Below are 26,143 nucleotides of genomic sequence, written 5' to 3' on the forward strand. Positions count from 1 at the left end.
GGTGCGGTCAGGGGCTACTCGTCCTGCAGCTTGGGGTCGGCCTCCAGGTGTGTGAGGCCGTTCCACATCAGGTTGACCAGGTGCGCGGCGACCACTTCCTTCTTGGGCTCGCGGGTGTCGAGCCACCACTGGGCCGTCATCGACACCGAGCCCACCAACGCCTGCGCGTAGAGCGGTGCCAAATCCGGGTCCAGGCCGCGGCGGGCGAAGTCGCCGGCCAGGATGGAACTGACCTGGCTGACCGCGTCGTTGAGCAGGCTGGAGTAGGTGCCCGAGCTGATCGCGGCCGGCGAGTCGCGGATCATGATCCGGAAGCCGTCGGTGCGCTCCTCGACGTAGGTGAGCAGCGCCAGCGCGACGCGTTCGACCCGCACCCGGGAGCGGTTGTTGGTCAGCGACGAGGTGATGCCGTCCAGCAGCGCCGACATCTCGCGGTCGACGACGACGGCGTACAGGCCCTCCTTGCCGCCGAAATGCTCGTAGACGACCGGCTTGGACACGTTGGCACGCTGCGCGATCTCCTCGATCGAGGCCCCCTCGTAGCCGCGCTCGGCGAACAGCGAGCGCGCGATGCCGATGAGCTGGTGCCGTCGCTCGCTGCCGGTCATCCGGGCGCGCGGCGCCCGCACTTCTTTATCCGGGGCTGCCACGTATCTCAGGGTATCGGTTTGCGCAGGTGAAGATAGTGTCTAGAGTCTTGTTGGCGCGGTCGGCGAACGGGCGCCACCCCGCCGTGGCAGGCCAATCCGTCGTGGTGTAATCGGCAGCACCTCTGATTTTGGTTCAGAAAGTTCAGGTTCGAGTCCTGGCGACGGAGCACAGCTCTTTGCCGCGAGCGTGCATGAAATGACACGATTGACGGCGTGTCGACATACAGACACACACGCTCGCGCGGAAGGGAGAAGCGTGGCGTTTCGTGGTGACACCGCGGTCCTGGTCTTGGCGGCCGGGCCCGGCACCAGGATGCGATCCGACACCCCCAAGGTGCTGCACGCCATCGCCGGCCGCAGCATGCTGTCCCACACGCTGCACGCGGTCGCCAAGGTGGCGCCCCAGCGGCTGGTCGTGGTCCTCGGCCACGACCACCAGCGCATCGCGCCGCTCGTCGCCGAGCTGGCCGAGAGCCTCGGACGCCCGATCGACGTGGCGCTGCAGGACCGGCCGCTGGGGACCGGCCACGCGGTGCTGTGCGGGCTGTCGGCGCTGCCCGACGACTACGCCGGCATCGTCGTCGTCACCTCGGGGGACACGCCGCTGCTGGACTCCGACACCCTGGCCGACCTGATCGCGACGCACAACGCGGCCTCGGCCGCGGTGACCGTGCTGACCACCACGCTGAGCGAACCCTTCGGCTACGGCCGCATCCTGCGCACCCAGGACGACGAGGTGATGGCGATCGTCGAAGAGGCCGACGCGACGCCCTCGCAGCGGGAGATCCGCGAGGTCAACGCGGGTGTCTACGCGTTCGACGTCGCCGCGTTGCGCTCCGCCCTGGGCCGCCTGCGCTCCGACAATGCCCAACGGGAGCTCTACCTCACCGACGTCGTCGCGATCCTGCGCGGCGACGGCCGGTCGATCCTCGCCCAGCACGTCGACGACAGCGCGCTGGTCGCCGGCGTCAACAACCGCGTGCAGCTCGCCGAGCTCGGCGCTGAGCTGAACCGCCGGATCGTCGCCGCCCACCAGATGGCGGGCGTGACCGTCGTCGACCCGGCGACCACCTGGATCGACGTCGACGTCACGATCGGCCGCGACACCGTCGTCCATCCCGGGACGCAGCTGCTCGGGCGCACCCGGATCGGCGGTCACTGCATCGTCGGCCCGGACACCACGCTGACCGACGTCACCGTGGGCGACGGCGCGTCGGTGGTTCGCACCCACGGCTCCTCGTCGTCGATCGGCGACGGCGCGACGGTCGGCCCGTACACCTACCTGCGGCCGGGCACCGTGCTGGGGGCCGACGGCAAGCTCGGCGCGTTCGTCGAGGCCAAGAACTCCACCATCGGCGCCGGCACCAAGGTTCCGCACCTGACCTACGTCGGCGACGCCGACATCGGCGAACACAGCAACATCGGCGCGTCCAGCGTGTTCGTCAACTACGACGGCACCACCAAGCGGCGCACCACCATTGGCTCGCACGTGCGCACCGGGTCGGACACCATGTTCGTGGCGCCGGTGACCGTCGGCGACGGGGCCTACACCGGCGCCGGCACCGTGGTGCGCGACGACGTCCCGCCGGGTGCGCTGGCGGTTTCCGCGGGCCCGCAACGCAACATCGAGAACTGGGTACAGCGCAAGCGGCCGGGCAGCGCGGCCGCCAAGGCCGCCGAAAAAGCCGCCGAAAAGGCCGCCCAGCAGCCCCAACCCCCACCCGACCCCGATCCGACGCCGTGAACCCGCGACGTGGCAATCCGGCATCCCATCGAAGCCCTTCGCTTACGATGGGGCGTTCCGTTTCCGATCTCGACCCCGATACGGCGAGGGCAGCACCGTGAGCCACGACTGGACCGACAACCGCAAGAACCTGATGCTCTTCTCCGGCCGCGCCCACCCCGAGCTGGCCGAGCAGGTGGCCAAGGAGCTCGACGTCCACGTCACGGCGCAGACCGCGCGCGAGTTCGCCAACGGGGAGATCTTCGTGCGGTTCCACGAATCGGTCCGCGGCTGCGACGCGTTCGTCCTGCAGTCGCATCCGGCGCCGGTGAACGACTGGCTGATGGAACAGCTGATCATGATCGACGCGCTCAAGCGCGGCAGCGCCAAGCGGATCACCGCCGTCATGCCGTTCTACCCGTACGCCCGCCAGGACAAGAAGCACCGCGGTCGCGAACCGATTTCGGCGCGGCTGGTCGCCGACCTGCTCAAGACGGCGGGAGCCGACCGGATCGTGACCGTCGACCTGCACACCGATCAGATCCAGGGCTTCTTCGACGGGCCCGTCGACCACATGCGCGGCCAGAACCTGCTGACCGGCTACATCCGGGACAACTACCCCGACGGCAACATGGTCGTGGTCTCCCCCGACTCCGGCCGCGTGCGCATCGCCGAGAAATGGGCCGACGCGCTGGGCGGCGTGCCGCTGGCCTTCATTCACAAGACCCGCGACCCGCGGGTGCCCAACCAGGTGGTGTCCAACCGCGTCGTCGGCGAGGTCGAGGACCGCACCTGCGTGCTGATCGACGACATGATCGACACCGGTGGCACCATCGCCGGCGCCGTGCAGCTGTTGCGCGACGACGGCGCCCGCGACGTGATCATCGCCGCGACCCACGGCGTGCTGTCGGACCCGGCCGCCGAGCGGCTCGCCGCCTGCGGCGCCCGCGAGGTGATCGTCACGAACACGCTCCCAATTGGCGAGGAGAAGCGTTTCCCTCAGCTGACGGTTCTGTCCATCGCGCCGCTGCTGGCCAGCACCATTCGCGCGGTCTTCGAAAACGGCTCGGTCACAGGGCTGTTCGACGGGGACGCGTAGATGGCCTCCGGTTCACGCGACACCGTCATCTATCACAATCCCAAGTGCAGCACCTCGCGCAAGACGCTGGACCTGTTGCGGGACAATGGTTTTGAGCCCACCATCGTCGAATACCTGAAGACGCCGCCGTCGCGCGACGAGCTGGTCAAGATGATCCGCGACGCCGGCATCGATGTGCGCATCGCGGTGCGCAAGCGGGAACCGCTGTACACCGAACTCAACCTGGCCGACGCGAGCGACGACGAACTGCTCGACGCCATGGCCGAGCATCCCATCCTGATCGAACGGCCGTTTGTCGTCACACCGAAGGGGACCCGGCTGGCCCGGCCGATCGACGCGGTCCACGAGATTCTGTGACCGCTCGCCGCACGGTCGCGACCGCTCTGGCCGCTGTGGTCGCTTTCGTCGCTCCGATGTCGGTGGCCGGCTGCGCCCCGAAGGCCCCCGACTACTCGTCGGTCTTGGGGACGACGTCGGCGACCACTACCACCACGACGACTCCCAAACCCGTTCCCCTGTCGCAGTATCTGGAGAGCATCGGGGTCACCGGGGAGCCGGTGGCGCCGAGCAGCCTCACGGATTTGACCGTGTCGATACCGACGCCGCCGGGCTGGTCGCCGTACACAGACCAGAAGATGCCGCCGACCACGGTGATGATCTCCAAGCCCAGCAAGGTTCCGAACGCCATGCTGGTGGTGTTCAGGCTGCACGGGGACTTCGACGCGGCGCAGGTCATCAAGCACGGCAACGACGATGCCCAGCTGCTACCGGGTTTCACTCAACTGGATGCGTCGACCGCCCCCTTCAACGGGTTTCCCTCGTCGATGATCCAGGGCAGCTATGGCGCCAACGAGATCCGGCTGCACAGCTGGAACCGGATCGTCATCGCCACCGGGTCGCCGCCCGCCAAGCAGCGGTACCTGGTTCAGCTGACCATCACCAGCCTGGCCGCCCAGGCGGCCGCGCAGTCGGCCGACATCGAGGCGATCATCCGCGGCTTCGTCGTCGCCGCAAAGTAACCCTCACCGCGAGACTGCAACTGGCTACGCATTTGTCGAGTAGGGCCGTCGGTAGTTGCAGTCTCGCGGCACTCTTTCAGCCCTGGCGACCCGCTTCTTGGACCAGCTGAACGCGGGAGGCCAGGCCGAGCTTGGCGTAGACGTGGGTGAGGTGGGTCTGCACGGTGCGCGGCGAGATGAAAAGTCGCGCGCCGATGTCCCTGTTGCCCAGCCCCTCACGGACCAGACGCACCACGTCGTTCTCCATGGGCGTCAGCGATGCCCAACCATTTGTCGGGCGCTTGCGCTCGCCGCGTCCCCGCTGCGCGAAGGCGATGGCCTCCTCGGGGGACAGAGCTGCGCCTTCAGCCCACATCAGGTCAAAATCCTTCTCGCCCAACGCTTCCCGGGCGGCCGCGACCGTAATGTCGTAGCCGGGTTGGTACATCGGGTAACGGGCCTGCCCCATTCGTTCCCGGATGCCGTCGGCTGCGCCCAACAGGCGCGCCGCATAGGAGTGATTGCCGCCGTCGACCGCCAGCCGGGCCAGGCATTCCAGGGTGTCGGCCACTCGCAGATATCCCTGCGAGCGAGCGGCGGCCCCAAGAGCCTCGTGGGCATCGCGCTCCGCCTGGTCCGGCTCACCCTGCGCGATCGCGACAAAGGCGCGCACCGTGCGCGCGACCACTTGGTGCCAACCCGGTACCACAGCAACGCAATCGTCGGCCCAGTTGCGCGCAGTCACCAGATCACCGCAGGCCAGCGCGGCCTCGCCCAACGGATTGACGCTTCTGGTGAAGACTTCGCGCACCGGCACGGTGAGGCGCCAGGCCACCTCCGCGGCGTCCCTCGCCCGGGCGGGGTCACCGGCCGCCAGCGCGGCTTGCGCAGTGACCGCGGCCACCGCGTCTGCCCACTGACCGCCCACCTCCTCGGCAATCACTCGTGCGGATTCGGCCGCCGCTTGAGCGGTATCCGCCCGTCCCTGATATGCGAGCACCACGGTGCGACCCACGTCGCCGAAGACTTTCATCGGCTTGTCCCCGGCCGCTTCGGCCTCCTCGACCAGATCGTCTTCGACCAGAGCGGCGTGGGCCAGATTTCCCTGCATCATCAGCGCGATGGCCAGCCACGCCCGGGAGTGACGCGAGAAGAACCCGAAGCCCAACGCGTCGGCGAGGTCACGTCCCTCCTCGGCCGCGGCGCGCGCGCCCGTCGGTTGACCCGCCATGCAGCCGATGGTCGCTCGATAGCTGAGAATTTGGCACAGGCTCCAGCGATCGCCGGTCGCGCGGGCCAGTTCCATGGCCTCGGCGAGGTGGAGCTCGGCCATCTCGGGGTTGTAGAACGCGAGGGCCCCGCACCCCATCAGGACTCGAGCCAGCAGTACCGGATCCCCGAGTTCGCGCGCGGCGGCCAGGGCGTCCCGTGCCCGGTCCTCGTTCGCCGGGACAACCGCCCACCCCGTGAGCGTGCTCTGGTCGGCGACCGCGCGAATCCACACCGCCCGTTCGACTTCCGCGCAGCGGGCATCGCTCAGCACCATTTCAAATCCGGATATTCCTTCGCGGAACCGGCCGGCAGCTATCCAGACCAACTGCAACGTGGATAACAGCCGCAGCGCCGTGTCGAGGTCGTCATTCTCGCGACTCCACGTGAAGGCCGCCCGCAGGTTCTCGACCTCGGCTTGTGCCCAACCCAGCAGCAACTCGTCGCCGCTTTCGTGGCGTGATTCCAGCTCGGTTGCGGTGGAGGTGTAGTAGTCGCGATGCCGAGTGCGTACCTCGTCGGCCTCACCGGACTCGCCGAGCTTTTCCTGCGCGTATTGGCGCACCGTCTCCAGCAACCGATACCGCATCCCGTCGCCGGTGTCGTCGGCGACCACCAGCGATTTGTCGACCAGCAGGCTGAGCTGATCGACCAGTTGGTAGCGCTCCATTTCGCTGTCGGCGCCGACCGCCAGGGCGGCGTCCAGGTCGAACCCTCCGGCGAACGCCGCCAGCCGGCGAAACAACACCCGCTCCGGTTCGGTGAGCAGCGCGTGCGACCAGTCCACCGAGGCCCACAGCGTCTGCTGGCGCCGCACCGCGGTGCGCGCACCCCCGGTCAACAGCCGGAACCTGTCATGCAGGCTGTCGGCGATCTGCGCCAGCGACAGCGCCCTGACCCGCGCGGCGGCAAGCTCGATCGCCAACGGCATACCATCCAGCCGCCGGCAGATCTCTTCGACCACCGCGGTGTTGTCTTCGGTGATGGTGAATTCGGGGCGGGCCCGCCGGGCGCGGTCGGCGAACAGCTCGACGGCCTCGTCGGCAAAATTCAGCGACGGGACCCGCCAGCTCAGTTCGCCGGGCACGCCGAGCGGCTCACGGCTCGTCGCCAGGACCGTTAGCCGCGGGCAGGCCGCGAGCAATTCGACGACCAGCGTCACGCACGCGTCCAGCAGATGCTCACAATTGTCGAGCAGCAGCAGCATCTTCTTTTCGCCGAAGAACCGTTGCAGCAGCTCCATCGTGGAGCACCCCGGCTGATCGGGCAGGCCGAGGCTGCGCGCCACGGTCACCGGTGCCACGGCGGAATTGGTGATCGGCGCGAGGTCGATGTACCACACCCCGTCGCAAAACTCGTCCGTCAGTAGCGAGGTGAGTTCCATGCCAAGGCGGGTCTTGCCCGCACCCCCGGCGCCGGTCAGGGTCACCAGCCGGTTGTCGGCCACCAACCGCCGCAACTCCGCCATTTGTGCTTGGCGCCCAACGAAACTCGTCAACTGGGCCGGCAGGTTGTGCGACACCGCGACCTGGCGGACACGAAGCGGCGGAAAGTCGTTGCGCAAATCGGGATGACACAACTGCAGCACCCGTTCCGGGCGCGGCAGGTCGCGCAGCGGATAGTGGCCCAAGTCGGCCAGCCACACCCCGTCCGGCAGCCGATCGGCCACCAGCGGTTCCGTCGCACCGGACAACACGGTCTGCCCGCCATGGGCCAGATCACGCAGCCGCGCGGTCCGATTGATCGTCGGACCGGCGTAGTTGGCGTCGTCGCGCAGCTGCACTTCACCGGTGTGCACGCCGATGCGCAGCCGGATCGGCCCGAGCGGGGCACGCTGCAGCGCCAGTGCGCACGCCACCGCGTCGGACGCGCGCGCAAAACCGGTCACAAAGCTGTCGCCCTCGCCCTGCTCCAGCGGGCGCACCCCACCATGCGCGGCGACGGCCTCATCCACCGTGCGGTTCAGCACCGCCAGGGCGGCGCTCATCTGTTCGGGCTTGGTCTCCCACAGCCGCGTAGAGCCCTCGACGTCGGCAAGCAGCAACGTCACGGTACCGGTCGGCAGCAACTCGGTCACGCTCAAACGCTCCAGGTCAGCAGCGGCATCTCCGCGTGTTGGCTCATAGTAGCCAGCAACGCGGTCGCAAACCAGGCAAAAACCTGGGCAATTGGGCACGGATCCAACAAACGCCCCCGGCGAGGTTACGACCGGCGCCGCGCGGATCTACGCGCCAAGGCGGATGGTCTTCGTCGCGCGACACCGGATAGTCGAGTTCCATGACGACCCTGCTCAGCAATTGCCCCAGCGTTTTCGGCGCCGGGCTGCCCGCCTTCGCCTACGACCACCTCACCGATCCCGACGACGCGCACGCGATCATCGGGGACGCGCGCAACCGGGCCCCGATCGCGATCGGCCCGCACGGCCCCGAGATGTTGAGCCACGAGCTGGTCCGAACGACGCTGCGCGACGGTCGATTCGTCACCGCACGCGGCCTCGGGCTCGACCTGCAGGGCGTGACGTCGGGCCCGCTGTGGGATCGGGCGATCAGCAACATCCTGGGCCTCGACGGCGCCCGCCATCACCGGCTCCGCCGGCTGGTGTCCAAGGCGTTCGCGCCGCGCGGCGCCGAGCGGCTGCGCAGGTTGGTCGTCGAGATCATCACCGGGCTGGTCGATCCGCTGACCGCCGTGGGGCACTGCGACGTCGTCTCCGACATCGCCCGCCGCTACCCCACGCCGGTCATCTGCGCGCTGTTGGGCGCGCCGCCCGAGGACTGGCAATTGTTCAGCGACTGGACCGACGACATCAAGAAGATCTTCGACTGGAACGTCGCCGAAGACGGCCCGGCGATCCTCGCGGCGTGGGATCAACTGGACGCCTACCTCGAGGACCTGATCGCGCGCCGGCGCGCGTCGCTGGGCGATGACCTGATCTCCGAGCTCATCCGCACCGAAGACGACGGCGACCGCCTCACCCACGACGAGCTGCTGATGCTGTGCGCCACCCTGCTCGGCGCGGGCACCGACACCACCCGCAACCAGCTCGCCGCGGCGGTGCAGGTGCTGTCCGCCCACCCCGACCAATGGGCGCTGCTGGGCCAGCATCCCGAGTTGGCGGCCGACGCCGTGCACGAACTGATGCGTTACTACCCAATAGTTTTCGGCGCCGCACGCAAAGCCGCCGAGGACGTCGAGCTGGGCGGGGTCTGCATCCCCGCTGGCACCCTGGTGCTGGCCAACACCGCCGCGGCCAATCGCGACCCCGATGTCTACACCGACCCGGATCGCCTCGACATCACCCGCCGAGACCCACCGGCGATGCTCACCTTCGGCGGCGGCGTGCACTACTGCCTCGGCGCGCACCTGGCGCGCCTCGAGCTCACCGAAGCGCTTCGGGTCATCACGCGGCGCATGCAGAACCCCCGTCGGATCGGCCCCGCCCCGTGGAAGGCCATCAGCGGCATCACGGGCCCGACCACCCTGCCCCTGGCGTTCGACGCCGGGCACTGAGCGGGCGCCATTAGGCTCGGCGCATGACCGACTGGACCGCCGCAGACCTCCCCTCGTTCACCGGGCGCACCGTCATCGTCACCGGAGCCAACAGCGGGCTGGGCGCGGTGACCGCCCGGGAGCTCGCGGCGAAGGGGGCCGGGATCGTGATGGCCGTCCGCAACACCGAGAAGGGTGAGGCCGCCGCGCGGCAAATACCCGGCCAGGTCGAGGTGCGCCGGCTCGACCTGCAGGACCTGTCGTCGGTGCGGCAGTTCGCCGACGGGGTGGACAAGGCCGACGTGCTGATCAACAACGCCGGCATCATGGCGGCGCCGTACGCGTTGACCAAGGACGGCTTCGAGAGCCAGATCGGCACCAACCACTTCGGCCACTTCGCGCTGACGAACCTGTTGCTGCCCAAGCTCACCGACCGCGTCGTCACGGTGTCCTCGATGGCGCACTGGCCGGGCTGGATCGACTTCGACGACCTCAACTGGGAGAACCGGCGCTACTCGCCCTGGCTGGCCTACAGCCAGTCGAAGCTCGCCAACCTTCTGTTCACCAGCGAGCTGCAGCGACGCCTCGGCGCGGTCGGGTCGCGGCTGCGCGCGGTGGCGGCCCACCCCGGCTACTCGCACACCAACCTGCAGGGCGCGTCCGGCCGGAAGCTGGGCGACGCGCTGATGTCGGCGGCCACCCGGGTGTTTGCCACCGACGCCGATTTCGGCGCCCGGCAGACGCTGTACGCGGCGTCGCAGGACCTGCCGGGCGACACGTTCGTCGGGCCCCGGTTCGGCTACATCGGCCGGACGCAGCCCGTGGGCCGCAGCCGGCGGGCGCGGGACGCGGCCACCGCCGCCAGGCTCTGGGAGCTGTCCGAGCAGCTCACGGGCACCAAATTTCCGCTCTGAGGGGCTGGGTGGAAATTGACTCTGCGCTGGTGGTGACGGCTACTCGACAAACTGCACCATGACCGCAGAGTCAACGCGCACCTGAGCCCGAAATTTCCGCTCTGAGCCGCCCATGCGATAACCTGGCCGGGCGTCACGGCGAGGGTGGCCGGCCGCTTGGCCGGCACCGTTATCGACGGAGACCGACGGATTAATCGTCGATCCTGGCCGTGCCCCGGAACCGAGCACACAGGAGCGACACGATGGCCAAGTCGGCAGTCAACCAACTCACAGCCACGGTGCGAACCGAGACCGGCAAGGGCGCGTCGCGGCGCGCCCGGCGCGACGGCAAGATTCCCGCCGTCCTCTACGGTCACGGCGAGGCCCCGCAGCACCTCGAACTGCCCGGGCACGACTTCGCGGCCGTGCTGCGGCACTCCGGCACCAACGCGGTGCTGACCCTAGACATCGCCGGCAAGGAACACCTGGCGCTGACCAAGGCGCTCGACATCCACCCGATCCGGCGCACCATCCAGCACGCCGACCTGCTGGTCGTGCGCCGCGGTGAGAAGGTGGTCGTCGAGGTCAGGGTCGTCATCGAGGGCGACGCCGTCCCTGGCACCCTGGTCACCCAGGACACCAGCACCATCGAGATCGAAGCCGACGCCATGTCGATCCCCGAGCAGTTGACCGTGTCCGTCGAGGACGCCGAGCCGGGCACCCAGTTCACCGCCGGACAGATCACGCTGCCCCGCGGCGTCAACCTGATTTCGGACCCGGAGATGCTGGTGGTCAATGTGGTGAACGCGCCGACCGCCGAGGACCTCGAGGAAGAGGGCGCGGGCGAGGCCCCCGAGGGCGAGGAAGCCGCGGAAGCCCCGGCCGAGGAAGAGGGCGGCGAAGCCGAGGCCCCCGCCGCCGAGTCCGAGTAGGCGGCTCACGACGTGGCCGAGCCGCTATTGGTGGTCGGCCTGGGCAACCCCGGGGACAACTACGCCCGGACCCGGCACAACCTGGGATTCATGGTCGCCGACCTGCTCGCCGCGCGGGTGGGCGCAAAGTTCAAGGCGCACAAGCGTTCCGGGGCGGAGGTCGTCAGCGGCCGGTTGGCCGGGCACTCGATCCTGTTGGCCAAGCCGCGCTGCTACATGAACGAGTCCGGCCGCCAGATCGGGCCGCTGGCGAAGTTCTACTCGGTGGCGCCGGCGGACATCGTCGTCATCCACGACGACCTCGACCTGGACTTCGGCCGCATTCGGCTCAAGATCGGCGGCGGCGAGGGCGGTCACAACGGCCTGCGGTCGGTGGCAGCTTCCTTGGGCACCAAGGACTTTCAGCGGGTGCGCATCGGGATCGGTCGTCCACCCGGACGCAAGGACCCGGCGGCTTTCGTGCTGGAAAACTTCACCGCCGCCGAGCGCCCGGAGGTCCCCGCGATCTGCGAGCGGGCGGCCGACGCCACCGAGTTGCTCATCGAAATAGGTCTAGAGGCCGCGCAAAACCGCGTCCACGCCTGGTAACCCCCCGGCGAGCAGACGCAAAAGCCCCCATTTCGCGCCGAAATTGGGGGCTTTTGCGTCTGCTCGCCGGGCTTAGCTGACCAGGGTCACCGAATTGGACCGGCGCAGCTTGCCCGACGGCGTCTTCGGAATGGTGCCCGGGCCCAGCACCACCACATTGCGGGGGCGCACGTCGACCTCGCTGACGACCTCGTGCGCGACCCGATGCTCGATGCGGCGCACCTCGGCCGGGTCCTGCCAGGCGTTGGACTCGACGGCGACGGCGAACGTCTCGCGCGAGTGGCCGGCGTCGAGCCGCACCGCGACGGCGCAGCCGGGCCGCACCCCGTCCACGCGGCAGGCCGCCCGCTCGATGTCGGTCGGATAGATGTTGCGCCCGGCCATGATGATCACGTCCTTGACCCGGCCGCACACCACGATGTGGCCCTCCTCGGTGATGTAGCCGAGGTCACCGGTGTCGTACCAACCATGCTCGTCCTGGGCCGGGATGAAGCCGCCCATAGTGAGGTAGCCGGGCGTCAGCGACTCACCGCGCAGCTCGATGACGCCCACGCCCCGCGGGGGCATCACGTCGCCGTGCTCGTCGATGATCCGGGCCTCGAGGTCCTGCAGCAGCGGCCCCAGCGTCGCCAGCCGGCGGACGTTGCCCTTGCTGGCGGGCACCGCCCGGCGCAGCGCGGCCAGCAGGTCGGCGTCGACCTCGTCGACGACGAGGCCGGCGTTGCACTCCGAGAACGACACGGCCAGCGTCGTCTCGGCCATGCCGTAGGCCGGCAGGATCGCGGAGGGCTTGAGCCCGAACGGCTTTCCCGCGTCGAGCAGGTCCTCGACGTCGGCGGGCTCGACGGGCTCGGCGCCGGACAGCGCGAAGCGCAGGGTCGACAGGTCGAAGTCGCCGGGCTTGGCGTTGCGGCGCAACCGCTTGGCCAGCAGCGCGTAGGCGAAGTTGGGCGCCGCGGTCATGGTGCCCTTGTACTTGTCGATGAGCTTGGCCCACAGCAGCGTGTCGCGCAGGAAGTCCATCGGCGTGACCTTGACCAGCTCGGCGCCGAAGTACATCGGGATGGTGAGGAAGCCGACCATGCCCATGTCGTGGAAGCAGGGCAGCCAGCTGACCATGACGTCCTTGTCGACGTCGTACTGGGCGCCGATGAACATCGCCTCGGCGTTGGAGTAGATGTTGCGATGGGTGATCTGGACCGCTTTGGGTGAACCGGTGGAGCCCGACGTCAATTGCATCAGCGCCAGGTCGTCCTCGCCGACCTCGACGGGGTCGACCGGGTCCGCCGCCAGCAGGTCGGCGACGGTGAGGACCTTGATCCCCTTCTCCTCGAGGACGGGGACGGCCACCAGGAAGGGCTCGGAGACGATGACGGCCTTGGCCTCGATCATGCCGATGACGGTCATGGTGTCCTCGGCCCAGATCGCCAGGTCGGTGCGCGGCGTGGGCTGGTGCAGCATGGTCAGGCTGGCCCCGCGCATCCACAGGCCCTGCGCCGTCGGGGCGATCTCCACCGGCAGGCCGGCCAGCACGCCGAGCGCGTCGCCCAGGCCGATGCCCGCGGCGGCCAGCCCGCCCGCGATGCGCCGGGCGCGCTCGTGGACCTCGCCCCAGGTGTGGCGGACGGGTTCGTGGGGTTCACCGGTGACCATGCCCGTCGTGGCGGTGCGGGCATTGCGGTACATCTTCTCGGTAAACCTGCTCACAAGGGCCTCCTCGGTCCCGGCACATTCTCTACCGCCAGGAATCTCATGTTCCGCCTGCTGGGGGCTACTTTGAAGCAGGCGCGCGAGCACAGTTGGGCAGCGGTTGGGTCTCGAAACAGTGATGAGCCGGCAACACCGCGCTCGGCTACCCGATCGGCAGGAGCGTGACCCGTCGAACCCGGCCGGTGTGGATGCGTTGGCCGTCCACCGCAGCTCCCGGTGGACGGCGAAATCGAGTGGTCCTGCTTACCGCTACTCGTCACCGCGAGTATCTTAAACTCCTCTTAAGTAACCGCCAAACTGTGGCGGCGTGTGAGTCGGATCTCACATTTTCGGTTCGGATTCGGTTCGGATCCCTCGGTTCGGATCAGACTTCGGTCATCGGTGCGGGCACCACCCGGGCACCGGGTACCGGCCCGCTGGCGACCCGGACCGTGCGGCAGACGCCCGCTCCCGACAGCTGGGTGCCGATGTCGACCGCCTCGGACGCCGAGGTGCACAGGAAGGCACACGTCGGACCCGAGCCGGACACGATGCCGGCCAGGGCGCCGGCCTCCACGCCGGCGCGCAGCGTGCGCCGCAGCGACGGGTCCAGGCTCACCGCGGCGGCCTGCATCTCGTTGCCCAGCAGCGGCGCCAGCTGCTCCGGGTCGCCCGCGGCCAGGGCCGCCAGCACCGGGCCGGGCTCGGCCAGCCGCGACAGCTCTCCGCCATCCCGGAGCCGGTCGAGCTCGCGGAACACATCGGGGGTGAGCAGCCCGCTGTCCGCGAACGTCAGCACCCAGTGGAACGTGTTGCGGGACAACACGGTGGCCAGCTCCTCGCCGCGTCCGGTTCCGAGCGCGGTGCCGCCGTGCAGCGCGAAGGGCACGTCGCTGCCCAGTTGCGTGGCGAGCATGCGCAGGTCGCGGCGGGGCACGTTGAGCTCCCACAGCGAGTTCATGGCGACCAGCACCGCCGCCGCGTCCGCGCTGCCGCCGGCCATGCCGCCGGCCACCGGGATGGACTTGTCGATCATGATCGAGACGTCGGGGGCCCGGCCCACGTGGTCGGCCATCAGCTCGGCGGCCTGCCAGGCGAGGTTGCGTTCGTCGGTGGGCAGCGTGTCGGCGCCCTCGCCGACGAGCTCGAGCGACAACACGTCGGCGTTGCGCACGGTCACCTCGTCGAGCAACGAGACGGCCTGAAACACCGTCGTCAGCTCGTGGTAGCCGTCCTCGCGGCGATCGCCGACCGCCAGGTACAGGTTCACCTTCCCGGGCACCCGAACGGTGACCGACCCGGTGGGCACCCACTGCGTGGCGGTGTTGCCGTCAGACGCGGACACCGCAGCAGACTATCGCGAAGCCCGCCCCGAAGCGTGCCGCAGCGCGGTGTCGGGGCGCGCCGGGCCGCTGCCGTCGTCCGGATCGCCGGAGCGCCGCAGCAGCCGCACGAAGTCGTCGATGGACAGCGTCTCGCCGCGGCGGGCGGGGTCGATGCTGGCGGCCAGCAAGCGGTTCGCCGACTCGTTGCCCGAGCCGGCCCACTCGGCGAACGCGTTGCGAGACGTCTTGCGGCGCTGCGCAAACGCGATGTCGATCAGTTCGAACACCCGCCGCCGGAACACCGCGTCGGACGGCCACAGCGGTTTCGCGTACCGGTCGATGCGGACCAGCCCGGAATACACGCGGGGGATGGGCCAGAACACCGTCGGTGAAACCATTCCGCAGCGGGTGACGCGACCGAAGAATCGGACCTTGACGCTGGGCACGCCGTAGTCTTTGCCACCCGGCTCGGCGGCCAGCCGCTCGGCGACCTCGGCCTGCACCATCACCGTCACGGCGTTGATCGACGGGAACTCGGCGAGCAGGTGCAGCAGCGCCGGGACAGCGACGTTGTAGGGCAGGTTGGCCACCACCGCCGTGGGCTCGGGCGCGCCCGCGAGGTCGTCGGGGCGAAGGGTCAGGACGTCGCGGTTGAGGACCGTCAGCCGCTGGATTTCACTGTGCGAGTGCTCCGCGACCGTCTGCGGCAGCCGGGCGGCCAGGACGGGATCGATCTCGACGGCGGTGACGGTGGCACCGCGGTCGAGCAGCGCCAGCGTCAGCGAACCCAGGCCGGGACCGACCTCCAGGACGTGGTCGGAGCGGCCGACCCCCGCGACGGAAACCACTCGCCGCACCGTGTTGGCGTCGTGGACGAAATTCTGGCCGAGTGCCTTCCGTGGCCGAAATTCAAGTTCCTTGGCCAGCCGCCTGATCTCGGTGCGCCCGAGCAGCCGGATGGTCAGCGTGCACCAGCTCTTCCGCTGCACACCGGCCACGCGCCCCAACCCTGACGCTCCCGCGTCACCTCGGCGACGGCGATCTGCTCTTCGCGCGTCGCGAGGTCGGCGCGCGGAGCGAACCGCGTCCCGCCGTTGCGCTCCCAGGTGCCCTGGTCGAATTGCACACCACCGTAATACCCGTTGCCGGTGTTGATCGCCCAGTTTCCGCCGGCCTCGCAGCCCGCGATGGCGTCCCAGATGGATCCGTTGGTCACCGCGGGCACATCGGTGCCGGGCTTGGTGCCGATGCGCACCACGGATTCGCGGGACGGCGTGATCACGACGTTGGCGACGGGGATGCGGCCGGTCTCCACGCCGTTGACGGTGGCCACCGCGTACGTCACGTCCTGCGTGCCGGGGCTACCCGGGTCCTCGACGACCTGGCGGCTCATGTTCATGTCCGGGTCCTCGACCCGACGGGCGTTCGGCGGCAGTGGAACCCGCTCGGTGACCCGTTGGATCCGGTTGCGCGTCACCTGGATTTCCATGCCGTCGACGATCGGCGACGACGCGGCCGGGGTCACCTGGTCGCTGTCGAGCAGCGGTGCGCCGGCGGCGCTCAGCAGCCCCGCCACGTTCGGCGCCGGCAGGTGCACCGTGCGGACCGCGCCGCCGTCGTTGATCCTGACGGTCTTGGCGCTGACGACGGGGAGGGACATCCCCGCCAGCGGAACGCGGCTGCCGCGCGAGGCCGCCGCGGGGGCGGTGTCGGTCATCGCCAGTTGGGCCAGCGCCTCGTCCACGGTGGACGCCGTCGTCCACACCTGCTTGGGATCGCGGCCGTCCAGTGAGATCTGCAACGGCCGGCTGCGCCGCAGCACGATGTTCGCGGCGTCGCGCACCTGCACATCACCGGCGGGATAAAGGTCGTCGCGCTGGTCGACCGTGTAGCCGTTCTCCTCGACGATGTCGATCACCCGCGACTTCATGGTTGTCACGCGCATCGCGATGCCGTCGACGGTCAGCGTCACGGTCTTGCTCGCCGAGACGGCGAAGCCGCCGGCCAACGCCAGTACTAATAGGAACCCTGCGACCACGAGCCGCAACATCGGTGATGGGGACTGATGAAGTTTCGCTACTACACTCAACGCGCTTTTACCCCGACCTCAGCAACCAGTTAACGACCTAGACAGCACGAATGGGCCCGCCGGCCCACCTTTCGATCACAAGACGGTAACGAACCAGCCAAGTTTCGGCAACTCCTGGCCAAACGTGGCTCAGGCGTTGGACAATCTCGACGTCCGATCTTGTTGTGCGTGCGTTCAACAAGAGGAGGCCGCGACGAAACACGCGGTGGCGTCAACACGAACGCTCGTCCGAGCACTCCCGTGGACGGTGGCTGGCGTATCGGCCGGTGGTCCGGTTCGCCACACGATAATCGATCGCGCAGGCCTTCTTTGTATGCGTAGCCGCTGGCGTGTCGTCGGGCACGCCGGCGGCGTTCTGTGTCCCGCGAAATCCTCACCGCGACGAACCGTTTTGAGGGGCGTGCTATGGGCGCATTACTTTTCGTGCTTGGGTCCGCGGCGGGGGCGGTTCTCGCCTGGCTGGCTAGCCGCGGTCGACTGAGTCGGTCAGCCGGTTTCGCGCTCAGTGGCGTCGTCAGCGCCGCCGCATGTGGATTGCTCAGCGGTTTGGCCTCGGCAAGCGACGACGCGAACGTCCCCGCGATCGGGACCTATGTCGCCTTCCTCGGCACGGCGGCGCCCCTGGCGTTCTGCATCACACAACTATGCGTGGCGGCCAGCCCCACGGGATTCTCGTCTGTGCTGGGCCACGGCGCCGCATTCGGACTGGCTTTGGCGGTCGGAACAACCTACGCGACCGCGGGTGTCGTCTCGTGGCACGGCGTACACACGGTCCACGCTATGCCGTCGCAGCCGATGGCCGTCGCGCCGTATTCACCCGCCGGCCTCAAGCTTCCTGCTGTGCCCGCACAGCCGACGGCGGTGACGCCGTTTCTTCCCTTCGACTTGGTGAAGGCAAATGGTGGCCGGAAGGTTTTCGCCGACTACATGCCGAACTTTCCGATTTCGATCGACAACAAGGACGCGGACAAGGACTACTACGCAACGCAATACCTCACGGTGCAGGGCGAAAAGGGTGTGCACGCCCCATACGGGGGATATCTGCGGGACAGGCCGCTGCCCCGGGCCCACAGCACCAGGCCCGATTGGCGACAGGCGGACCTGGAAACCGAGATCCAACAAGCCAAAAGCGTGGGCATTGACGGATTCGCCGTCGATGTTCTGCAAGCCGGCCGCGCCGCCTCCGATGTCATCGATCGGATATTGCAGGCCGCGGCCGCGGTGGGCGACTTCTCGATTCTGACCTCCGCCGACATAGACGGCGGCGAGTTGGAGCCCATGAGCCCCAACGACTTTGCCGCCGCTGTCGCACCGTATCTGAAAGCACCGGCGGCGTTTCGCCTGCCCGACGGCCGATCCGTGCTGGGCGCCTTCGCCGCCGAAAATCGACCGCCGACGTGGTGGGTCAGCGTGTTGGGCATCCTGCGCGACAAGTTCAATATCGCTGTCGCGTTCGTGCCGACCTTTGTTCACGTGGCCGACAACTTGGAGGCGTTCGCTTCCTTCAGCTACGGATTCAGCGCGTGGGGAGGCCGAGACCCGCGCGCGATGACCGTCGCGAACACCGGCCGCGGTTCCCCGGTGGATGTCATCCAACGCACGCATCGACTCGGCAAACTATGGATGCAACCCGTTGCCTTCCAAGACATCCGCCCGCGCAGTGCGACCTTTTGGGAATCCGACAACGGTTTGACCAACCGGCTGGCCTGGCAGCTCGCCGACCAGCACGACGCCGAGTGGGTGCAGCTGATCACCTGGAACGACTACTCCGAATCCACCGCAATGGCCCCGTCGGTGGTGCACGGCTGGCGCCTGCTGGACATGAACGCCTACGACATCGCCACGTTCAAGTCGGGCCGACCTCCTGGCATCGTCCGCGACGCGCTCTACGTGTCGTATCGCAACCAACCGGTCAGCGCCCGCCCGGTGGACCCGCAAACCTTGCTCATGCGCGTCGTGCCGACCAGCGCGCCCCCGCGCGACGTGATCGAGGTGGTGGCCTTTGCCAGTGCGCCTGCGCAGGTCTTCGTCAGGACCGGAACCCAGGACTATTCCTGCGACGTCCCGGCCGGCCGAACGGTTTGCACCTTCCCGTTGAGCCTCGGGCCGATCAGCGCCGTCATGTCGCGCGACGCCGTCGTGGTCACCACAGCACAGTCCAACGCCGACGTCACCGACACCCCCCGAATACAAGACCTGCAATACCGCGTCGTCGGAGGCCTGCGATAACGACGCAAACGTTGCCGCGCCATTCGAGCCGCTTCGTTTACTGTCGATCGCGTGGTGGCATCGCGAGCAACGCTCGTGCGTGAGTTCGCATGGGCGGCGGCGGGGGCGGCGGCCGGGAGCTTCGTATGCTTCTGGGTCGACCAGCTGTGGCCCCGACGCGGGTTCGCGTCCGTGCTCGTGGTCGCCGCCGTCACGGCACTATTGGTCGGCCTCGCGCTTGTCGCGTTGATCCGGGCGCCGCTGAAGACGGTGCTGATCGCCGCGGTCCTGAGCCTGCCGTGGGGGCTCCCACCGCAGTGGGCCGAGCCATTGCGTGCCCGATCGACGGCGGTGACGCCGTACCTTCCCTTCGACTTGGTCAAGGCGAAGGGCGGCCGGAAGGTTGTCGCCGACTACATGCCGAACTTTCCGATTTCGATCGACAACAAGGACGGGGACAAGGACTACTACGCAACCCAATACCTCACGGTGCAGGGCGAAAACGGTGCGCACGCCGCGTACGGGGGATATCTGCGGGACAGGCCGCTGCCCCGGGCCCACAGCACTCGGCCCGATTGGCGCCAGGCGGACCTGGAAACCGAGATCAGACAAGCCAAGAGCGTGGGCATCGACGGGTTCGCCGTTGATGTTCTGCAGGCCCGCGCCGCCTCCGATGTCGTCGATCGGATGTTGCAGGCCGCCGCGTCGGTGGGCGACTTCTCGATTCTGACCTCCGCCGACATCACCGGGGGCGAGCTGGGGGCGATGAGCCCCAACGACTTTGCCGCCGATGTCGCACCGTATCTAAAAGCACCGGCGGCGTTTCGCCTGCCCGACGGCCGACCGGTGCTGGGCGCCTTCGCCGCCGAACAGCGGCCGCCGACGTGGTGGGTCAGCGTTTTGGGCATCCTGCGCGACAAGTTCAAACTCGCTGTCGCGTTCGTGCCGACCTTTGGCGACGTCGCCGACAACTTGGAGGCGTTCGCTTCCTTCAGCTACGGGTTCAGCGCGTGGGGCGGCCGCGACCCGCGCGCGACGACCCTCGCCGACACCCGTCGCGGCTCCCCGGTGGACGTCATCCAACGCACACATCGACTCGGCAAACTATGGATGCAACCGGTCGCGTTCCAAGACGCCCGGCCGCGCAGTGCGACCTTTTGGGAATCCGACAACGGTGTGACCAACCGGCTGGCCTGGCGACTCGCCGACCAACACGACGCCGAGTGGGTGCAGCTGATCACCTGGAACGACTACTCCGAATCCACCGCCATGGCCCCGTCGGTGGTCCACGGCTGGCGCCTGCTGGACATGAACGCCTACGACATCGCCACGTTCAAATCGGGCAAACCACCAAGCATCACCCGCGACGCGCTCTACGTGTCGTATCGCAATCAACCGGTCAGCGCCCGCCCGGTGTATCCACAAAGCTCGCTCATGCGCGTCGTGCCGACCAGCGCTCCCCCCCGCGACACGATCGAGGTGGTGGCCTTCGCGCGAGCGCCCGCGCAGGTCTTCATCAGAGCTGGAACACAAGACCATTCCTGCGACGTCCCGGCCGGCCGAAAGGTTTGCACCTTCCCGTTGAGCCTCGGACCGATCACCACCATCATGTTGCGCGACGGCGTCGTCGTCGCCACCGCACACTCGAACGCCGACGTCACCGACACCCCCTACATCCAAGACCTCCAATACCGCGTCGTAGGAGGCCTGCGATAACGACCAGACCCGCGAGCGCGCCCATTTGTACGCCGAAACGCCGTCCAGGCCCGGCATTTTGAGGACGCCCGGCAAGCGAATTGATGCTCCGAGTCAGGGCGTGACCGGGAATTCGGGAGTTCCGGGCTTCGGGGCAGCACGCACCTCCCACGGCGCGTAATAGGCCAGTCCGAGCGAGGTCACCAGAATCGTTCCCACGGCCAGCCCCACAGCGACACCCCGTACGTCGTGGAACAGCAACGCGGCGCAGGCGGAGGCCACCAGCAGCGCCAACCCCGCCGCGAGTTTGAACCGCATCGCATCCGAGCTCCGATTGAACGTCCTCAAAAAAATGCCCAACCCGAACGCCACCAGGGTCGCGCAATACTCCACGACCACAACGGGAAGCACATACTGGGCCAGTTCGAACGACTGCCCCAAGAAGTAAGCCCCCACGCTGACGGGCAACCGACACAGCACCACCCCGGCAAGCACGGCAAGCCCCGCGAGTCCGACGGTCAATCGCAACGCGGCACGCCACACGGCCCGGGGTTGTGCGGAATTGCGGGTGCTCTCGGAGATGACGACGAGCTGAACGGCGGCCGCCAATATCGTGATGGGCGCCAACAGGAGTGTCGCGCCGCGAAGTGCCGCCGCGGCGGTGGGGCTCAGCACAACCGTCGCCATCGCGAGAACAAGGAAGCTGGTGGTCTGGTCGACCCCGGCGTCGACGCCATACCTGATGCGGTGTTGCCAACCGGCCCTGGCCCACTTCGTGAAGCCGTGCAGCCGGGGCAGAGTCCGAAGATCCGCCGCCATACCGGCAAAGGCGATCAGGCCGAGGCCCGCCCATCCCCCGATCAACCAGGACGCGGTCGAGAGCTTCAGCCAGGCCGAAACGAGGAGCAGAACGGTTCCCACGAACCAGACGCCATCCCACGTCGCCGCCACGTGCGGTCTGCCCTCGGCGATGGCGACATGCCTCAGAATGTCTTGGCACGACACGATCGGCGCGGAGACGGCGAGGAAAACCGCGGGCGGGCCGACCTGGTATCCGATGGTGACCATCACGGCGAGGGCGGCCGAACCGATCACCAGGCCGGCGAGCAACGCAAAGGAACCCTCGCGGCGTATTCGCTCGGCCGTTTGACCGGACTTCAACATCAGGGGAATTCCCACGGCGCCTCGTTGAGCCGCGAGTATCGCGACGAGGGCCGTGATCATCAGGGCGATCTCGCCGAACGATTGTTTGGTGGACACAACTGCGACAGCGAATGTGAAGATCCCATTGCTGGCGCTGGAGAAGACTTGGTCGAGCATTGCAGACCAAACACGTGTCCTGCGGTTCGACATCGAGGGCGCCACTCATCCTCGCAACACGTCATCGGGCCCGATCATCCGCGCCACGTGCCAAGTTTTACCAGCGCACAAGCTTCTCATGAAGAAGCGCGTCGCGTTGCGCCAATTGTCGCGCCTTACACTCGTGCCGTGGCAACCACCGAAGAATTGGTGCACCGTTTCTACCCCGAGTCCAATGCCGGCGGGTTCAGCCATGTCGATGGCACGGTCGTATTTTTCAATCAGGTTGCCGCGTTGCTTCGTCCGACCGATCGCGTACTTGATTTCGGCGCCGGGCGCGGCGAGCCGATCGCGGACGACCCGGTGCCCTATCGCCGCCAGTTGAGCGACATCAGGGGACGATGTGCGCGCCTGGAGGGCTGCGACGTCGACGAAGTCGTCCTTGACAATCCGTACCTGGACCACGCCGAGGTGATAAGTCCGGACTCATCGCTGCCATATCCCGACAATCATTTCGATCTCGTCGTCGCTCGATCGGTTTTCGAGCACATCGACGACCCGACTCACGTGGCAGCTGAGCTGTTGCGGATTGTCAAGCCGCGCGGGTGGATAGCGGCTCACACGCCCAACAAGTTCGGCTACATTGCGGTGGGCGCACGGCTGATACCCAACCGACTGCACGTGCGTTCGCTGAGAGTGGTTCAGCCAGAGCGCAAGTCGCAGGATGTCTTCCCCACCCGCTACCGCATGAACTCGCGCTCGGCTCTTCGGAAGGCTTTCGGTGGCGGTGCGGACATGTTCATCACCGGGTGGGCGTCGGAACCCTGCTACCACTTCGGTAGCCCCTTCATCTACCGGGTGGTGAAATGGACACACAGGCATCTGCCCGCGGGCCTGCAGCCGATACTTTTCATTTACATTCAAAAGCGTTAGGCCCCAGCGGTCAGTGAGCCAGCTCGGCCCACGACTTCAGGCCCGAGAACTTTCGGAACTCCTGGTCGTCGATTTCGGTCTTGGGCGTCCAACCGACCGGCTTGCGGGCCACCATCAACCACGTGTCGCGCGTGGACGGAGCGAGCCGGCTTGCCGCAAGGTAGACGCGCAGCAGTCGACGAGGAACCTTTTGCAGCATCTGATGCATTCCTCGTAGCTCCACCACCTCGAGCCCAAGAACTCGCGCCAGGGCGACGCAGTCCCCGCGCGTGTATTCACGCACGTGTCCGCGAAACTTGCCGGGGTACCAGTAATAGATCTCGTATTTCTGATGGCTGGTTTTGCCCAGCAGCACCGCGATCCGCTTCCGCAGGTTCACATGGTTGGGAACGGTGATGAAGAGGTACCCGCGATCACGCACGCGCGAGAGAAGGTCGTTCAGCAGATCTCTTGGTGAGTCATGCAGGTGCTCGAGAACATCGTGCAGCATCACCATGTCGAATTCACGGTCGGCGGGCAATTCATGCTTGTCCAACGGGATGTACTCGACGCCCATGCCCTTGGCGAACTCGAGAATCTTCCGTTTGGCGTCGCCGCGTTGGTGCCACTCGTCGCCGAGGTCGTCGACGGCCGTGCACTTGTAGCCCAGCATCGCCAGGATGGCTGTCTTGTCGGCCGGCCCCGCACCGAAATCCAGCACGCGGGATCCCGTCTCCAGGTGGCGCATCACGGTTTGGGCCATGTCCAGATGCCCCGAGAGAAACGGGTCGAAGTAGTCGGGAAACGGAAACCTCTCCAGGACCTTATCCACGGCGCCTTTCAATGCCATCTGATCCACCTGACTGGGCTCCATCGTAAGTGCCTCCTAGGATTTCAAAACCGCGGCCTGGCGTGCGATGCGAGCGCGCCGGCAATGTCACTCAACAACGATTCAAACCGTTCGCCCACGCGCTTCACCTCGAATGTGCGTTCCGCATAGCAGCGAGCCGCGGTCCCCATCCGATCTCGCGCATCGGCATCCGACAGCAGGTTCCTGAGCGCTGCGGCCGCGGAATCAGCGTTCTCCGGAGCCACCACGAGCCCCGCCCCCGCCGTTTCGATCATCTGGGCGACCGCGTTGTCCCCCGGCAGCAGCCCCAGCACGGGGCGGCCCGCACAGAAGTAGTTCAGAACCTTGGACGGCACCGAGTAGCGGCTGGCGTCACTTTCCAGCACGACGAGCAGCACATCGGCGCTCGCGAGCATGTCCGGCAGCTGCTCGTACGGCTGGTAGTCGAGCAGCATCAGGCCCGGTACCTCACCCGCCTCCGATTCCAGCCAGTCGCGGCCACTTCCCTCGGACACCACGACCATCCGGGTGCCCGCCGGCGCCGACCGTGCGAGCGCGGATATGACGGACGGGTCGTGCTTCAGGCCGAGAGTTCCCGCGTACATCACGACGGGCATGCCCACCAGGCCGTGAGCCTTCGCCCAGGCATTGTCGCGCGGCCGCATGGGCATCTCGTCGATCGCGCCCCAGTTGGGCACGACGTGCACTTTGCTCGGCCGAACTCCCCAGGCGGCGAGTTGCTCGATGAATGTGTCGCTGATGGCGACGACGGCCGCGGCACCGCGCGCGACCTGACGCTCGGCACGGTCCGCGGCGTAGCCGATCGGGTATCCCAACCGGCCGTACCGATCGCGGGCGATGACCCTGATCGCTTCGCTGTAGACGTCCTGCTGCCAGAAGACGTATGGGATCCGGCGCACGCGGAGAGAGAAAGTCAGGATGAAGAGAGACAGCAACGGGATAGTGGACAGCACCGCGACATCGGGTCGCGCCGCCAGGACGGCACGGGTCGCCATGCGGGCATACCGCAGCTCCTGCCAGAGCCGAACGAACGGCATGTAGCGGGCGAATTCGCTGCTCAGCTCGATGGGCCGCACGGTGAAGGACTCGGGATCGCCGCAACGCCGCTCGGTCGCGCCCCGGCCGCTCGGGAACGACGCGCAGTATTGGTGCTCGACACGATGCCCTCGGCGGGCCAGCTCCCGACTCAGGTGGACCGGGCCGGGGTGGCCGGAAAAATCGTGGATGACCAGCCTCAAGTCAACCTCTCGAACCGGCGGTGCACGTCGCCCGCGTGAGGCATGGCTCCGCGGCGTCGAGGCCAAGGGCGGCTTGCGGTCTGGTTTCCACCTGATATCCCGGATATTAGAATGTTTTAATAGGCGCCAGGATACTATCAGTCTGTTACGGTGCGTGGGTTTCCATATAGTTATGTGACCTGCTGGGCTCAAAAGGATCATCGGTGTAGATGGAATCGATCCTCTGGCGCCGCGGTGGCCGCGGCCCGTACTCGGGACATGCACTCCGCCCGGCGCCGTCGCGCACCGTGTCGGAATTCAATCCCGGACGGTTTCGCTCGTATCGTGCTGCCGTGGAATCGGTGACGCAACCCTGCGACGGCCGGAGCGGATCTGCGGCCGGACCCTCGAGCAGGGATCGCGGTGGCAACCCTTAAACCGGGCCGCTCGTATCACACCTTGGCCCAGGTGGTCTTCGCGTTGGCGCTGGCGGTCGTGGTGGCGGTGGCTCTCTGGTGGGGGTTCCTGCGAGAGCACGCGCCGATGGCCGCGCGCGGCATCCGCGTTCAGGCGGATTTCACCGCTCTGCCCAACGGGCCCGTGCCGAACCATTTCGACGGCGGCCAGCCCGCGATGGTCATGGCCGCCTCCGATGACCCCGGTGATCAATTCAGAATCCAAGACGGCCGATTGACGTATCAGCCCACGAGCCAGGGAAGCGCGGCCGCGTTCTTCAGTTCCCCCGACCTCGGTTCGTCGGTGAAGGGTATGGGCGCGCGGTTCGTCTTCAGGCCCGGATCGGGCACCCCGGGTGCGATCACACTTGTGGTGTCGCGGGGCGTCGAGAAACGCGTTCCACCGATGGTCCGGCCGCTGGCGATGCAGTTCGTCGTGACGCCGATCAACTGGAATATCAGCGTCGCGCGCAACGACGTCGCGCCGCTGGACGTCGTCGCGGCCGAGTTTTTCCCGCAACCGCTGCATGAAGATGGGCGAACTCCGTACGACGTACGTTTGACCATCGACGGTGCCCAAGTGACAGTGGATCTGCCCGGGACACACCGAATCGTGTCGGATCCGCGCTTTTCCGAGTGGCAGGGAAGTTTCGCGACATTCGAGCTCTACTCGAACCACGGAGCCACTGACTCCATCGGAGCCTTCGAGAAAATCTGGGCGACGGGCAACAGGGACTGAGAC

21 protein-coding genes and 1 tRNA gene are annotated in these 26,143 nt (G+C 67.6%); 13 read left to right on the forward strand and 9 right to left on the reverse strand.

Annotated elements, in window-relative coordinates; genetic code table 11:
- Positions 1-14 precede the first annotated feature (14 nt).
- A complete protein-coding gene (locus AC5Y6X_RS01645) occupies positions 15-608 on the reverse strand; it encodes a TetR/AcrR family transcriptional regulator (protein WP_324675078.1) in 594 nt (197 codons plus the stop codon).
- 137 nt (positions 609-745) lie between these two features.
- On the opposite strand from AC5Y6X_RS01645, the gene AC5Y6X_RS01650 reads away from it, so the two are divergent.
- The 5 genes from AC5Y6X_RS01650 to AC5Y6X_RS01670 all read left to right on the forward strand — a co-directional run bounded on the left by AC5Y6X_RS01650 (position 746) and on the right by AC5Y6X_RS01670 (position 4,491).
- Positions 746-817 (forward strand) — tRNA-Gln (locus AC5Y6X_RS01650).
- Positions 818-906: 89 nt separating this feature from the next.
- Positions 907-2,394, forward strand: coding sequence for a bifunctional UDP-N-acetylglucosamine diphosphorylase/glucosamine-1-phosphate N-acetyltransferase GlmU (glmU, locus tag AC5Y6X_RS01655; protein WP_499983864.1), 1,488 nt, complete (start codon positions 907-909; stop codon positions 2,392-2,394).
- A 97-nt stretch (positions 2,395-2,491) separates the two neighbouring features.
- On the forward strand, positions 2,492-3,472 hold the full coding sequence (locus AC5Y6X_RS01660) for a ribose-phosphate diphosphokinase (RefSeq protein ID WP_324674718.1): 981 nt from the start codon (positions 2,492-2,494) through the stop codon (positions 3,470-3,472).
- On the forward strand, positions 3,473-3,829 hold the full coding sequence (gene arsC / locus AC5Y6X_RS01665; RefSeq protein WP_499983868.1) for an arsenate reductase (glutaredoxin): 357 nt from the start codon (positions 3,473-3,475) through the stop codon (positions 3,827-3,829). It begins immediately after the preceding gene.
- Positions 3,826-4,491 carry an LpqN/LpqT family lipoprotein gene (locus AC5Y6X_RS01670; protein ID WP_499983870.1) on the forward strand — a complete coding sequence of 222 codons (666 nt, stop codon included), beginning with the start codon at positions 3,826-3,828 and terminating at the stop codon, positions 4,489-4,491. Before arsC ends, AC5Y6X_RS01670 begins: the two co-directional genes overlap by 4 nt.
- A gap of 76 nt (positions 4,492-4,567) precedes the next feature.
- Here the strand turns inward: AC5Y6X_RS01670 and AC5Y6X_RS01675 are convergent, their stop codons facing one another.
- Positions 4,568-7,816, reverse strand: a complete 3,249-nt coding sequence (locus tag AC5Y6X_RS01675; protein ID WP_499983872.1) for a LuxR C-terminal-related transcriptional regulator — start codon at positions 7,814-7,816, stop codon at positions 4,568-4,570.
- A 200-nt stretch (positions 7,817-8,016) separates the two neighbouring features.
- Here AC5Y6X_RS01675 and AC5Y6X_RS01680 point away from each other — a divergent pair, with 200 nt between their 5' ends.
- The 4 genes from AC5Y6X_RS01680 to pth all read left to right on the forward strand — a co-directional run bounded on the left by AC5Y6X_RS01680 (position 8,017) and on the right by pth (position 11,641).
- Positions 8,017-9,249 carry a cytochrome P450 gene (locus tag AC5Y6X_RS01680; protein WP_499983875.1) on the forward strand — a complete coding sequence of 411 codons (1,233 nt, stop codon included), beginning with the start codon at positions 8,017-8,019 and terminating at the stop codon, positions 9,247-9,249.
- Positions 9,250-9,272: 23 nt separating this feature from the next.
- Positions 9,273-10,142 (forward strand): oxidoreductase, encoded by an 870-nt coding sequence (locus AC5Y6X_RS01685; RefSeq protein WP_499983877.1) that lies wholly within the window; start codon positions 9,273-9,275, stop codon positions 10,140-10,142.
- A gap of 242 nt (positions 10,143-10,384) precedes the next feature.
- Entirely contained in the window at positions 10,385-11,053 is a 669-nt protein-coding gene (locus AC5Y6X_RS01690; RefSeq protein WP_499983880.1) for a 50S ribosomal protein L25/general stress protein Ctc, read from the forward strand.
- 12 nt (positions 11,054-11,065) lie between these two features.
- On the forward strand, positions 11,066-11,641 hold the full coding sequence (gene pth, locus AC5Y6X_RS01695; protein WP_499983882.1) for an aminoacyl-tRNA hydrolase: 576 nt from the start codon (positions 11,066-11,068) through the stop codon (positions 11,639-11,641).
- 72 nt (positions 11,642-11,713) lie between these two features.
- On the opposite strand, the gene AC5Y6X_RS01700 is transcribed toward pth, so the two are convergent.
- From AC5Y6X_RS01700 to AC5Y6X_RS01715, 4 genes are all read right to left on the reverse strand, one after another.
- Entirely contained in the window at positions 11,714-13,348 is a 1,635-nt protein-coding gene (locus AC5Y6X_RS01700) for a fatty acyl-AMP ligase (RefSeq protein WP_499983884.1), read from the reverse strand.
- A 367-nt stretch (positions 13,349-13,715) separates the two neighbouring features.
- Entirely contained in the window at positions 13,716-14,675 is a 960-nt protein-coding gene (locus AC5Y6X_RS01705) for a 4-(cytidine 5'-diphospho)-2-C-methyl-D-erythritol kinase (protein WP_499983886.1), read from the reverse strand.
- A gap of 9 nt (positions 14,676-14,684) precedes the next feature.
- Positions 14,685-15,653: a 16S rRNA (adenine(1518)-N(6)/adenine(1519)-N(6))-dimethyltransferase RsmA gene (rsmA, locus tag AC5Y6X_RS01710; protein WP_324674698.1), complete on the reverse strand. Its 969-nt coding sequence runs from the start codon at positions 15,651-15,653 to the stop codon at positions 14,685-14,687.
- Positions 15,617-16,705, reverse strand: coding sequence for a resuscitation-promoting factor (locus AC5Y6X_RS01715; protein ID WP_499983890.1), 1,089 nt, complete (start codon positions 16,703-16,705; stop codon positions 15,617-15,619). Before AC5Y6X_RS01715 ends, rsmA begins: the two co-directional genes overlap by 37 nt.
- A gap of 585 nt (positions 16,706-17,290) precedes the next feature.
- Here AC5Y6X_RS01715 and AC5Y6X_RS01720 point away from each other — a divergent pair.
- Together AC5Y6X_RS01720 and AC5Y6X_RS01725 are read left to right on the forward strand one after the other, a co-directional pair.
- Positions 17,291-18,973 carry an endo-1,3-alpha-glucanase family glycosylhydrolase gene (locus tag AC5Y6X_RS01720; protein WP_499983892.1) on the forward strand — a complete coding sequence of 561 codons (1,683 nt, stop codon included), beginning with the start codon at positions 17,291-17,293 and terminating at the stop codon, positions 18,971-18,973.
- 75 nt (positions 18,974-19,048) lie between these two features.
- Positions 19,049-20,668 carry a glycoside hydrolase family 71 protein gene (locus tag AC5Y6X_RS01725; protein ID WP_499983894.1) on the forward strand — a complete coding sequence of 540 codons (1,620 nt, stop codon included), beginning with the start codon at positions 19,049-19,051 and terminating at the stop codon, positions 20,666-20,668.
- A 93-nt stretch (positions 20,669-20,761) separates the two neighbouring features.
- Here AC5Y6X_RS01725 and AC5Y6X_RS01730 read toward each other — a convergent pair whose 3' ends face one another.
- A complete protein-coding gene (locus AC5Y6X_RS01730) occupies positions 20,762-21,967 on the reverse strand; it encodes an MATE family efflux transporter (protein WP_499983896.1) in 1,206 nt (401 codons plus the stop codon).
- A gap of 168 nt (positions 21,968-22,135) precedes the next feature.
- Between AC5Y6X_RS01730 and AC5Y6X_RS01735 the strand changes: the two genes are divergently transcribed.
- A complete protein-coding gene (locus AC5Y6X_RS01735) occupies positions 22,136-22,879 on the forward strand; it encodes a class I SAM-dependent methyltransferase (RefSeq protein ID WP_499983899.1) in 744 nt (247 codons plus the stop codon).
- A gap of 10 nt (positions 22,880-22,889) precedes the next feature.
- Here AC5Y6X_RS01735 and AC5Y6X_RS01740 read toward each other — a convergent pair whose 3' ends face one another.
- Entirely contained in the window at positions 22,890-23,732 is an 843-nt protein-coding gene (locus AC5Y6X_RS01740; protein WP_499983901.1) for a class I SAM-dependent methyltransferase, read from the reverse strand.
- A 20-nt stretch (positions 23,733-23,752) separates the two neighbouring features.
- Entirely contained in the window at positions 23,753-25,168 is a 1,416-nt protein-coding gene (locus AC5Y6X_RS01745; RefSeq protein WP_499983904.1) for a glycosyltransferase family 4 protein, read from the reverse strand.
- A 237-nt stretch (positions 25,169-25,405) separates the two neighbouring features.
- Here AC5Y6X_RS01745 and AC5Y6X_RS01750 point away from each other — a divergent pair, with 237 nt between their 5' ends.
- Positions 25,406-26,140 (forward strand): hypothetical protein, encoded by a 735-nt coding sequence (locus AC5Y6X_RS01750; RefSeq protein WP_324674682.1) that lies wholly within the window; start codon positions 25,406-25,408, stop codon positions 26,138-26,140.
- Positions 26,141-26,143: the final 3 nt, after the last annotated feature.

The organism is Mycobacterium sp. NGS26 (assembly GCF_059813025.1).

What these genes read in the sequence shown, in the direction of transcription:
- AC5Y6X_RS01645 (WP_324675078.1), bottom strand. Translation starts at nt 608, where the DNA reads ATGACCGGCAGCGAGCGACGGCACCAGCTCATCGGCATCGCGCGCTCG.
- arsC (WP_499983868.1), top strand. Translation starts at nt 3,473, where the DNA reads ATGGCCTCCGGTTCACGCGACACCGTCATCTATCACAATCCCAAGTGC.
- AC5Y6X_RS01680 (WP_499983875.1), top strand. Translation starts at nt 8,017, where the DNA reads ATGACGACCCTGCTCAGCAATTGCCCCAGCGTTTTCGGCGCCGGGCTG.
- AC5Y6X_RS01685 (WP_499983877.1), top strand. Translation starts at nt 9,273, where the DNA reads ATGACCGACTGGACCGCCGCAGACCTCCCCTCGTTCACCGGGCGCACC.
- AC5Y6X_RS01690 (WP_499983880.1), top strand. Translation starts at nt 10,385, where the DNA reads ATGGCCAAGTCGGCAGTCAACCAACTCACAGCCACGGTGCGAACCGAG.
- AC5Y6X_RS01715 (WP_499983890.1), bottom strand. Translation starts at nt 16,705, where the DNA reads ATGTTGCGGCTCGTGGTCGCAGGGTTCCTATTAGTACTGGCGTTGGCC.
- AC5Y6X_RS01730 (WP_499983896.1), bottom strand. Translation starts at nt 21,967, where the DNA reads ATGCTCGACCAAGTCTTCTCCAGCGCCAGCAATGGGATCTTCACATTC.
- AC5Y6X_RS01740 (WP_499983901.1), bottom strand. Translation starts at nt 23,732, where the DNA reads ATGGAGCCCAGTCAGGTGGATCAGATGGCATTGAAAGGCGCCGTGGAT.
- AC5Y6X_RS01745 (WP_499983904.1), bottom strand. Translation starts at nt 25,168, where the DNA reads ATGATCCTTTTGAGCCCAGCAGGTCACATAACTATATGGAAACCCACG.